Origin of the sequence: Mycobacterium sp., assembly GCF_019247615.1 — a bacterium.
Lineage (GTDB): Bacteria > Actinomycetota > Actinomycetes > Mycobacteriales > Mycobacteriaceae > Mycobacterium.
In genome coordinates, this window is record NZ_JAFBAT010000083.1 from 1 (window position 1) to 10,824 (window position 10,824).

General features: G+C 66.1%; 11 protein-coding genes, 1 tRNA gene and 1 pseudogene. 5 read left to right on the forward strand and 8 right to left on the reverse strand.

Annotation, left to right across the window (positions count from 1 at the left end):
• The 4 genes and pseudogenes from JO059_RS05880 to dnaG form a co-directional block, all read left to right on the forward strand.
• A pseudogene (locus JO059_RS05880) lies at window positions 1–131 on the forward strand (type VII secretion protein EsxI); the annotation flags it as partial.
• Between the two features lie 138 nt (window positions 132–269).
• Window positions 270–1,547: a deoxyguanosinetriphosphate triphosphohydrolase gene (locus JO059_RS05885; RefSeq protein WP_293315168.1), complete on the forward strand. Its 1,278-nt coding sequence runs from the start codon at window positions 270–272 to the stop codon at window positions 1,545–1,547.
• 10 nt (window positions 1,548–1,557) lie between these two features.
• The gene (locus JO059_RS05890) at window positions 1,558–2,160 is read left to right on the forward strand and encodes a superoxide dismutase family protein (RefSeq protein WP_293315169.1); all 603 of its coding nucleotides are present in this window, start codon (window positions 1,558–1,560) and stop codon (window positions 2,158–2,160) included.
• 64 nt (window positions 2,161–2,224) lie between these two features.
• The gene (dnaG, locus tag JO059_RS05895; protein ID WP_293315170.1) at window positions 2,225–4,147 is read left to right on the forward strand and encodes a DNA primase; all 1,923 of its coding nucleotides are present in this window, start codon (window positions 2,225–2,227) and stop codon (window positions 4,145–4,147) included.
• On the opposite strand, the gene JO059_RS05900 is transcribed toward dnaG, so the two are convergent.
• Window positions 4,122–4,400 (reverse strand): hypothetical protein, encoded by a 279-nt coding sequence (locus tag JO059_RS05900; protein ID WP_293315177.1) that lies wholly within the window; start codon window positions 4,398–4,400, stop codon window positions 4,122–4,124. The two genes, dnaG and JO059_RS05900, sit on opposite strands and share 26 nt — an antisense overlap.
• Window positions 4,401–4,558: 158 nt before the next feature.
• On the opposite strand from JO059_RS05900, the gene JO059_RS05905 reads away from it, so the two are divergent.
• Window positions 4,559–4,631, forward strand: a tRNA-Asn gene (locus JO059_RS05905).
• A gap of 92 nt (window positions 4,632–4,723) precedes the next feature.
• Here JO059_RS05905 and JO059_RS05910 read toward each other — a convergent pair.
• The 7 genes from JO059_RS05910 to JO059_RS05940 all read right to left on the reverse strand — a co-directional run.
• Entirely contained in the window at window positions 4,724–4,975 is a 252-nt protein-coding gene (locus JO059_RS05910; RefSeq protein ID WP_293315178.1) for a hypothetical protein, read from the reverse strand.
• Window positions 4,976–5,104: 129 nt separating this feature from the next.
• Window positions 5,105–5,341, reverse strand: a complete 237-nt coding sequence (locus tag JO059_RS05915) for a hypothetical protein (RefSeq protein ID WP_293315171.1) — start codon at window positions 5,339–5,341, stop codon at window positions 5,105–5,107.
• 3 nt (window positions 5,342–5,344) lie between these two features.
• Window positions 5,345–5,740 carry a universal stress protein gene (locus JO059_RS05920; RefSeq protein ID WP_293315172.1) on the reverse strand — a complete coding sequence of 132 codons (396 nt, stop codon included), beginning with the start codon at window positions 5,738–5,740 and terminating at the stop codon, window positions 5,345–5,347.
• 99 nt (window positions 5,741–5,839) lie between these two features.
• A complete protein-coding gene (locus JO059_RS05925; protein ID WP_293315173.1) occupies window positions 5,840–7,486 on the reverse strand; it encodes an NAD-dependent malic enzyme in 1,647 nt (548 codons plus the stop codon).
• A gap of 119 nt (window positions 7,487–7,605) precedes the next feature.
• Window positions 7,606–8,289, reverse strand: a complete 684-nt coding sequence (cysE, locus tag JO059_RS05930) for a serine O-acetyltransferase (protein ID WP_293315174.1) — start codon at window positions 8,287–8,289, stop codon at window positions 7,606–7,608.
• 2 nt (window positions 8,290–8,291) lie between these two features.
• A complete protein-coding gene (gene cysK, locus JO059_RS05935) occupies window positions 8,292–9,224 on the reverse strand; it encodes a cysteine synthase A (RefSeq protein WP_293315175.1) in 933 nt (310 codons plus the stop codon).
• Window positions 9,225–9,694: 470 nt separating this feature from the next.
• A partial coding sequence (locus JO059_RS05940) for a YeiH family protein (protein ID WP_293315176.1) occupies window positions 9,695–10,824 on the reverse strand: 1,130 nt, incomplete at its 5' end.

Below are 10,824 nucleotides of genomic sequence, written 5' to 3' on the forward strand. Positions count from 1 at the left end.
AGTTCATCACCCAGTTGGGTCGCAACTTCCAGGTGATCTACGAGCAGGCCAACGCTCACGGCCAGAAGGTGCAGACCGCCGGCAGCAACATGGCGAGCACCGACAGCGCCGTCGGCTCCAGCTGGGCCTAAAAGAAACGGCTAGCGGCTGCGCGTTGATTCCTGGTGCGCCCCGCCGCTGCTGTTGACATTGCGTGACTGCCCCCGGGTACTCGGTGCCCGGGGGCAGTTGCGTCCTTCGCAGGCAGTTCCCTGGCAGACTGTGCTGCGGTGATTACGAAGGCGAACACAAACCAGCAGGACCCCTACGACGACTTCGACCGCCAACGGCGAGTGCGCGAGCCGCCGAAGACCGCGGGGCTCGCCGGCACGGAAGGGCAATACCGAACCGACTTCGCCCGAGACCGTGCCCGGGTGTTACACAGCGCAGCGCTCCGCCGGCTGGCGGACAAGACGCAGGTCGTCGGGCCTCGGGAGGGTGATACTCCGCGCACGCGGCTGACCCACTCGCTGGAGGTGGCCCAGATCGGACGGGGGATGGCGGTGGGGCTGGGCTGCGACCTTGATGTCGTGGAGTTGGCCGGCCTGGCGCACGACATCGGGCACCCGCCCTACGGGCACAACGGTGAACGCGCCCTCGATGAATTCGCGGCCGCCCATGGCGGTTTCGAGGGCAATGCCCAGAACTTTCGGATCCTGACCAGTCTTGAGCCCAAAGTGCTTGATGCCGAAGGAAATAGCGCGGGACTGAACCTGACTCGGGCATCCCTGGACGCGGTCACCAAGTATCCGTGGATGCGGCGTCAAGGGCGAGACAAATTCGGTTTTTATGAGGAGGACCGAGAGCCCGCGGCCTGGGTCCGTACCGGCGCGCCCCCCGATCGGATGTGCCTTGAAGCCCAGGTGATGGATTGGGCGGACGACATCGCATATTCGGTGCACGACGTCGAGGACGGCGTCGTTTCGCAACGCATTGACCTGCGGGTCCTCGGCGACGACGACGAGGCGAGCGCGTTGGCCACACTGGGGGAGAGCGAATTCTCCCGAGTGAGTGCGGACGACTTCATCGCGGCCGCGCGGCGGCTGTCGGGTCTGCCGGTCGTCGCCGCGGTCGGCAAGTACGATGCCACACTGGCCGCGTCGGTCGCGCTCAAGCGATTGACGAGCGAATTGGTGGGCAGGTTCGCCTCGGCCGCCATCGCGACGACGCGCGCGGCCGCGGGCCCCGGTCCGCTGGTGCGCTACCGGGCAGACCTGCAGGTGCCGGATCTCGTGCGCGCTGAAGTCGCCCTCTTGAAAATCCTTGCCCTGCAGTTCATCATGTCCGACCCTCGGCACCTGGAAACGCAGGCCCGACAACGCGAACGCATCCATCGGGTGGCGCATTGGCTGTACACGGGCGCCCCGCGAACGCTCGACCCGATGTTTGCCGCTTCGTTCGTTACCGCGGCCGACGACCGCGCACGGCTGCGGGTCATCGTCGACCAGATCGCTTCCTACACGGAAGGTCGCCTGGAACGCATCGACGCCCGCCAAGTGACGAGTTAGCGTTACCGGCATGACCAAACTCAGCGCCGCCGTCAACCTCTTGCTGTCGGTTCCCGTTGTCGCCATGAGTGCCTGCAGTTCGCCTCAGCATGCGAGCACTCAGACCGGCACCACACCTCCGGTCGCCAGCGGTGCGCCCGCGTCGTCGGCGGCCGGCCCGCCGGCCGGCGGGGATTCGCTCACGGCTCAACTGAAAACGGCCGACGGACGCCAAGTGGCCACTGCCACTTTCGATTTCAGCAACGGCTACGCCACCGTCACCGTCAAGACGGTCGCGGCGGGCATCCTGACGCCCGGTTTTCACGAGATGCATGTGCACGCGATCGGCAAATGCGAGCCCAACTCGGTCGCTCCTACCGGGGGTCCTCCAGGCAACTTCATGTCCGCCGGTGACCCCTACCAGGCGCCCGGACACACCGGGAAACCCGAAAGCGGCGCCCTGACGATGCTCGAAGTGCGCCAGGACGGCTCCGCGTATCTGGTGACCACCACCGATGGGTTCACCAGGGACGAGCTGCTGGGAGCTAACAAGACCGCCTTGATGATCCACGCCGCCGACAACAGCGCCATGCCGATGGAGCGGATGGCTTGCGGCGTCATCGGGACCGGTTAGCCGGATCCGCCCTGTCGAAGCGAAGCGAGAGGGCCCGCCGACGCCGTCGTCCTACACTGGGGCGGTGGCTGGCCGGATCTCCGATCGTGATCTCGCGGCCATCCGCGAACGCGCCCGGATCGAGGAAGTCGTCGGCGACTACGTCCAGTTGAAACGCGCCGGCGCGGACTCGCTCAAGGGACTGTGCCCCTTTCACAACGAAAAGTCGCCGTCGTTCCATGTCCGCCCCAACCACGGCCACTTCCACTGCTTCGGTTGTGGCGAGGGCGGTGACGTCTACGCCTTCGTTCAGAAGATCGAGCACGTCACCTTCGTGGAGGCGGTTGAACTGCTCGCCGACAGGGTCGGCCACACGATCAGTTACACCGGGGCGGCCACCAGCGTTCAGCGGGATCGCGGCAGTCGCAGCCGGCTCGTCGGGGCCAACGCGGCGGCCGCGGAGTTTTACGCGGCCGCGCTGGAGTCCGACGAGGCGGCACCGGCGCGCCAGTACCTGACCGAGCGCAATTTCGATCTCGCCGCGGCCCGTCATTTCGGCTGCGGATTCGCCCCGTCCGGCTGGGATTCACTCACAAAGCATCTGCTGCGCAAGGGTTTCGAGTTCAAAGAGCTGGAAGCGGCTGGGCTGTCGCGCGAGGGGCGCCGGGGCCCGATGGACCGCTTTCACCGGCGTCTGCTGTGGCCGATCCGCACATCGGCCGGCGAAGTGATCGGGTTCGGGGCGCGTCGGATATTCGACGACGACCAGATGGAGGCCAAGTACATCAATACCCCCGAGACAGTGTTGTACAAGAAGTCGTCGGTGATGTTCGGGATCGACCTGGCCAAACGCGACATCGCCAAGGGGCACCAGGCCGTCGTCGTCGAGGGCTACACCGACGTGATGGCGATGCATCTGGCTGGAGTCACCACGGCGGTGGCGTCGTGCGGCACCGCGTTCGGCGACGAGCACCTGGCGATGCTGCGCAGACTCATGATGGATGACAGCTTCTTTCGCGGCGAACTGATCTATGTTTTCGACGGTGACGCGGCCGGTCGCGCCGCGGCGCTGAAGGCCTTCGACGGCGAGCAAAACCTGGCCGGGCAGTCCTTCGTCGCCGTCGCTCCAGACGGCATGGACCCCTGCGACTTGCGCCTGAAGTCCGGCGACGCCGCTCTTCGCGACCTGGTGGCCCGGCGAACCCCGTTGTTCGAGTTCGCAATTCGCGCCACCCTTGCCGAAATAGACCTCGACAGCGCCGAGGGCAGGGTCTCAGCCCTGCGGCGCTGCGTACCGATGGTGGGTCGCATCAAGGACCCCACCCTGCGCGACGAGTACGCCCGGCAGCTCACCGGCTGGGTCGGCTGGGACGATGTCGCGCAAGTCATCGACCGGGTGCGAAGCGAGTCGAAGAGGTCAAAGTCCCCGGCCCGGGGTGGGGCCGGGCACGCGGCTTCCCGCCGGGCGGCCCAGCAGCCCGCTGCCGCGCGCCCGGCCGAGGCCGCCGCCACCCGCCCCGATCCGCGTGATCCGACCCTGTGGGCCCAGCGGGAGGCGCTCAAGTCGGCGCTGCAGTACCCGGCGCTGGCCGGGCCCGTGTTCGACACGCTGACCGTGGAAAGCTTCACTCACCCCGGCTACGCCGCGGTGCGCTCGGCGCTCGAGGCGGCCGGCGGTACGTCGACTGGTGTCACCGGGGCGGAGTGGATCGATGCGGTGCGCCAGCAAACCACGTCCGCGCTGACCGCGGGCCTCATCAGCGAGCTGGGGGTCGAGACCATCGCGGTTGAGGACGAGAAGCTGCCGCGCTATATCGCCGGCGTGCTTGCCCGGCTGCAGGAGGTCTGGATGGGCCGGCAGATCGCCGAGGTCAAGTCCAAGTTGCAGCGCATGTCGCCCATCGAACAGGGCGACGAGTATCACGCGCTGTTCGGTGACCTGGTCGCCATGGAGGCGTATCGGCGAAGCCTGTTGGAGCAGGCTAGCGGAGACGATCTGACGGTGTGAGGGCCGCATCGACCGGCTGCTCCCCGCCGCGGCCCATGACTGCCGTCTGCCCGTCGATCTCGGCCACGGTCACGAAACCCGTATCGGGGGATATCCGATTCGCGATCTTGCGGCGCCCCCCTTCGATCATCGACTTCGCCACGGGGCTGCCCGTCAGCGCGCGATAGGTGCCGGCAAGCTGCTCGTATCGGCGACGTCCGGCCTTCGAGCCCAGCACATAACCCAGTCCAAGCACAACGAGATACCGGATCAAAGCTTTCCTCCCGACGATCTTGGCTCCATCCTGCCTCACGGGTCCACCGCGTGGGCGCCTTACCTGGTGAGCGCCGCGAGCCGAGCACCAAGATGCCGTACTCCCGCTGGTTGGTGTCGGTATGCCAGTACGCTAGAGTCGTCCCGCGATCGAGTTAATCCCCTGTAGCTCAATTGGCAGAGCGTTCGGCTGTTAACCGAAGGGTTGGAGGTTCGAGTCCTCCCGGGGGAGCAGGTCAGACGCGCTCACCAGCTGTGGCATTGAAGCCAGTGGTGTGCGCACGAGTTCGGGCCGGCCGGGCCCCAGGAGAGCTGGGCCGTGGCTCACTCGATGTGCGTGGGTGGGTCGGCGAAGCCCAGATCCCCGGGATGCTGGTCGGGGCCCATCACATCGCAGCGCCTCTCGGGCATGAGGTAAGAGCTGGCGCCACTACCCACCCGCTGGGGAAAGGCCACGCACCGCTGCCAGGTGCCGTCGGGCTGCAGTGGTCCGTCGCACTTGCTGAGAATCCCGAACCCTCCATAGACGCAGCCCGCCTGGGCAGGCGGCGCGGCGGCGATCAGCCCTCCGGCCATCGATGCGGCGCCCAGGCCGACGAGGAGGGCGGCTATTCCGCGTGGCAAGGTGATGTTGAATGTACTCATCGCATCCCCTTCGCAGTGCTGCGATTCGATCATTGCACCCGAGCAGCGATCCGGAAATGGTCAGGCCGGGCGGCCTTGAGCGCGACGGATGTTGTCCTGCTCATGAAACGTCGCATCCGGGCACCAGATGATCGGCCACTCGAGCCAGAGGACGTCGATCTCGTGATCACCGAAGAACACGCAGTGCTCGGACTGTGACGGCACCAGCTTCCAGCCCAACTTGTCTCCGCGGGATTCGCGCACGAGCAGCGCGCCCTCGGTAGAGCGGCGCACGGTGCCTCTGGGGGTGTCGTTCATCAGTCAGCCGGTCGTGTGGACGATCAGCACGTCTGTTTTGGCCCTGCGGGAGACATCGCCGGGGACGGAGAACATCCGGCCGATGATCGGGTCCAGACCCAACCGGCCGACTACCAGCAGGTCGGCCTGAACCTCCTCGGCGACCCTCACCAGCGCCTCTGCCGGGGCGCCCCGAACCGGCCGCTCCTCGACATTCTCTGCTCCGGCTCCGTGGGCGCGGTCGCTCGCCTCGCGTAGGATCGCCGACGATTTGCGCGCCGCGGAGTCGCCCCGCGAATGCCCAGTCGCGATGATCAACTTCGCGTTCGATCGGGCGGCAATCTCGGCCGCGCGGTCGACCGCGCGTAAGGACGTCGGCGACCCGTCGGTGCCGACCACCAAGGTCTGATAACCGCTCAAGTTTTCACCACTGTTCTGTTGGTGCCACTCAATTTACCGGTACCGAGTACCCAACCGGGCGGCCTTTTCAACGTGCCTGGACGGCAACCACTATCACGTTTAGTCGTACCGCGGCCGCCACATGGTGTCGAGGACGGCTTGCCGGACGTCGTCGTGCGTCGTGGTGGCCACCCCGTCGTCGACGGCCGCGTGATAGACGGCCTCGGCGACCGCCGTTGAGATGTCGCGCAAGTTCTGTACATCCGGCAACAGCGAATCTCCGACGCTTGTCGGATTGGCTTGCTGCACAATGGCTCTCGCCGCCGCCTGCAGCATGCCCGGGGTCAGCAGCCTGGCGCGGGCAACGATGATGCCGAGCCCGATTCCCGGGAACACCAACACGTTGTTGGCTTGGCCGATGCTGTAGACGGTCCCGTTGTATTCGACGGGGGCGACCGGTGTGCCGGTAGTGATCAGCGCCTTGCCGCCCGACCATTGAAGCACGTCGGCGGGCATGGCCTCCATCCGCGAGGTGGGATTGGACAGCGGAAAGATCATCGGGCGCTCGCAGGAGGCGGTCATCGCCTCGACGACCTCTTGGGTGAACGCGCCGAACACTGCCGACGAGCCCAGCAGAACGGTCGGCGATGCCAGCTTGATCGCGTCGACCAGTCCAACCCGATCCTCGCCCGACACGCCCAGCTGGTGGCGGTTCTTCGCATAGGGCACCTGGAACGCCCGCAGGTCGTTCATGTCGTCGAAGAGGAGGCCCTGCTTGTCGATCGGCCAGATCTGCGATGCGGCCTGTTCAGGGGTGGCGCCGTCGGCCACCATCGCGTCGCGGATCTGATCGGCGACGCCGATGCCGGCCGTCCCGGCCCCGAAGACGACCGTTTTTTGGTCCCGCAGCGGCACGCCGGTGACATGGCATCCGCCGTACACGGCCGCCACCACCACGGCCCCGGTTCCCTGGACGTCGTCGTTGAAGATGCAGTAATCGTTGCCGTAGGCCTGCAAGATCTTCCGCGCATTGATCGGCCCGAAGTCCTCGAAATGGAGAATCGCTCGCGGAAAAAGCTGGTGGGCGGTCTCGATGTAGCGCTTGATGAACGCGTCGTACTGCTCGCCGCGGCGCCGTGCGTGGCGGTTGCCCAGATAGAACGGGTCCTGCAGCAGCTGTTCGTTGTCGGTTCCCACATCGAGCGACACGGCGATGCAACGACGGGGGTCGATGCCGCCGCCCGCGGTGTAGAGGGCCAATTTGCCTACGGCGATCTGGATCCCGCCCACGCCCCAGTCGCCGATGCCCAGAATTGCTTCGGCGTCGGTGCAGACGATCAGGTCGACGTCGTCGGGGCCGAGCCCGAACGTTTCGAAGGCCTCGGCGATTTCGTCCGGCTCGTCGATGCTCAGAAAAAGCCCGCGCTGCCCGCGGTATTCGTCGGAGAACCGTTGAATCGCCTCACCGACGGTGGGCGTGTACACCACCGGCATCAGCTCGGTCAGATGGTCTTCCAGCACTTTGTAGTAGAGGAGCTCGTGACGGTAGTGCAGTTGTTCTAGCAGCAGATTACGGCCCAAATCCGTTGACATACTTTGCAATTGGCGCCACACGCGGTCAGCTTGTTCGTCGAGCGTCAGCACCGCCGACGGCAGGCGCCCGGTGAGACCCAGTCGTCGCCGCTGCTCGTGGGTGAATCCGACGCCGCGGTTCAGACTCGGCGCAGCCAATGCCGGCGGGATGCGCGGCGTGCAGGGATCGCTCATCACAACCTCCGTCTGATGGTCCGGCCCACGGCGTCACGGTAACGCCGGTCTCGCTGAGCGCAGTGAACGCACCTTGAAGAGCGGCTGAAGGTCACGCTAGCGGTCGGCCGCAACTGGACTCAGATGGAGAAGTCCTCGCCGTGCCACACGCCGGCTTCGGGTGGCCGAATAACGCGCCCGTTCTGCGGGCCGTCGCTGGATGCCTCCAGCTTGGCCACCCGGGTGAGCAAAGACTGCAGGCTGACGCCCACGAGGTCCGGCATCATCGAGTCGTCCGGGGTGCCGCGGCCGGCACGGCTGATGACCTGCCCGGGGACCCCGACGACCACCGAGCTCGACGGCACCTCCTTGACGACGACGGCGTTGGCCCCGATCCGGCTGTCATCGCCCACCTTGATTGCGCCGAGGACCTTGGCGCCGGCGCCGATGACCACCCGGTCCCCGATAGTCGGGTGACGCTTCCCGGTGTCCCTGCCGCTGCCACCGAGGGTGACGCCATGGTAGAGCGTGACGTCCTGGCCCACCTCGGCCGTTTCCCCGATCACCACGCCCGTCGCGTGGTCGATGAACAGGCCGGGGCCCAGGATGGCGCCGGGGTGGATCTCCACACCGGTGAGAATGCGGGTGATTTCAGCGAACACGCGCGCCGCCAGCCGGGCGCCGCGATGCCATAGCCAGTGATTGATCCGGTGGCCCCAGATGGCGTGCACGCCGGGGTAGGCGAAGATGACCTGCAGGGTAGTGGGCCTGGCGGGGTCCCGCTTCTTGGCCGCCTCGATGTCCTGCCGTATGGCCGCGAGCATGACTAGTCCGCCAGGTCGGCGAAGAGCGGCGTGCTCAGATAGCGCTCCCCGAAGCTGGGCAATACGACCACGACGAGCTTGCCGGCGTTGTCAGGGCGACGGGCCACTTTCAGGGCGGCGACGACCGCGGCGCCCGACGAGATGCCGACGAGCAGCCCCTCCTCCCGGGCCAGTCGCCGGGCCATATCGAACGCTTCGTCGTTGTCGACGGTGACGACCTCGTCGACCAAGTCCATGTCGAGAACCGGCGGCACGAACCCGGCGCCGATGCCCTGGATCGGATGCGGCCCCTTCTGGCCCCCGGACAGCACCGGGGACGCCGCGGGCTCGACGGCCACGAACTGTGCCGATGGTTTGCGTTCCTTGATCACCTGCGCGACGCCGGTGATGGTGCCGCCGGTGCCCACACCGGAAACGAAGATGTCAACGTTGCCGTCGGTGTCCCGCCACACCTCCTCGGCAGTGGTCTTGCGGTGTATCGCCGGGTTTGCCGGGTTCTCGAACTGCTGTGGCACGAAATAGCGTTGATCGCTCTTGGCGAGTTCCTCGGCCTTGGAAATGGCACCGGCCATCCCCTCGGTTCCCGGCGTCAGCACAAGCTCCGCACCGAAGGCACGCAACAACATTCGTCGCTCGTTGCTCATGGTTTCCGGCATCGTCAGCACGCATCGGTAACCGCGCGCCGCGCACACCATCGCCAGCGCGATGCCGGTGTTACCGCTCGTTGGCTCCAGGATGATGGTGTCAGCTTTGATCAGGCCGGCCTGCTCGGCCGCGTCGAGCATGGCGACCCCGATGCGGTCCTTGACGCTGTTTGCCGGGTTGAAGAATTCCAGCTTGGCGACCACGTCGGCGACGGCACCTTCGGTGACCCGGCGCAGCCGCACCAGCGGTGTGTTTCCGACTAGCTGTGTGACGTCCTCTGCGATGCTCATGAAAGTCCCTTAACGGTGTCGGTTAGGTCGGTACCGGGCTCGTCCGTCTGCCAAGCGATGGAATACATAACACTGTCATTGGCGATTGATCTTCCTGAAAGGCTTGTCAGCGGCGCCGATTGCCCCCATCTGGCGCCAAACGCGGTGATTACTTGAGCGTCGCAAGGCGTCAGGAATCAACAACAACGACAACAACAGTCCGCGGTGAGGCGGCGCGAAAGGGTATAGCGCGGCTGTGTGGCCCGTTGCATAGCCCCACTATAAGACATGCTTCCGTCGCATCGGTTCGCCGCACGACGGCGCTTAACCGCTTATCCCGGGCTGCTAGGACCGCGCTAGATGTGGCGCGGAGGGACTACAGGCAGTCGCGTAGGGCCACCGGGCGCCTCGTCAAACGGGTTCATCGTCGTCCCCGTCGCGTTAGCCCCTGGTCACTCATGGGAGCTGGTGCTGATGTCGACGTCGGGCTGTTAACGCCCGACACCCCAATGGAATACGTCGGTCGTCAGCAGCACCAGTCCGAGCGAGACCGATGCAACGACGGTGAGTCCGATGATTGCGACAACGAGCGGCCGCCATCCGGTGCGTGCGATCTGGCGGATGTCGGTGGTGAGCCCGACGCCGGCAAACGTCAGCAGGAAAGCCCATTTCGACACGTTGGCGAGGTTGGTCGTTTGGCCCTTGGTCAGCCAGTGCGCGGTCGCGATCGCCGAGACCGCCAGAAACCCGAGGACGAACTTGGGGAATTTCTCCCAGACGAACGCGGCCTTGGCCGTGATGCCGGGAGCGATCTGGTCGGCCTGCCCGCGTGCCGCCCAAAACAGCGCGAAACCCAAGACGACGAATCCGATCAGCGCGTTGCGCGTCGACTTCACCAGCACGGCGATCTTGCCGGCGTGGTCGGAGAACAGATAGCCGGTCGCGGTGGTCTCGGCGGTGTTGTCCACCGAAAGGCCCGCCCAGAGCCCGAATTGGTAATCGCTGAGCCCGATCGCGTGACCCAGCGGCGGTAAGACGAACAGCCCCACCGCGCCCAGCGCCAGGATTGCCGCGATCGCATAGCTGACGTCGGCGTTGCGCGCCCGGATTGCACCCTTGGCGGCCACGATCGCCGACACCCCGCAGATGGAGGTGCCGATCGCGAGCAGCGAGCCCAGCTTGCCGGACAACCTGAAGGCGCGGGCAACCACCAGGATGATGGTTCCGGCGACCGCCATGTCCACCAGAATCTGGACCAGGCTGGTGGCGCCCAGTTTGACGATGTCACCGAGGACGAACCGCGAGCCCAAGGCTACGATCCCGACCTTGAGCCAGAACTGATACGTCAGCACGCCCGGCCGGAAAACCGGATGCAGACCGACGGTGTTGGTGATGACGAGCCCGATCAGGATGGCCCACAACACATACTCGATGTCGGGCACGGTCCAGTGGTGGTGTTTGGCCAGCGTGTTCCACCAGATCTGGGCGTACTTGCCCAGCACACCCACCGCGATCAGCAGCAAAATGCCCGGCACGTAGTCCAGCGGCCGGTGGCTGGTGAAGGCGGCTTCGTCGTGCTCGGGAGCCGACCGCTCGTCGGGTGCGACGCTACTGACGGTGC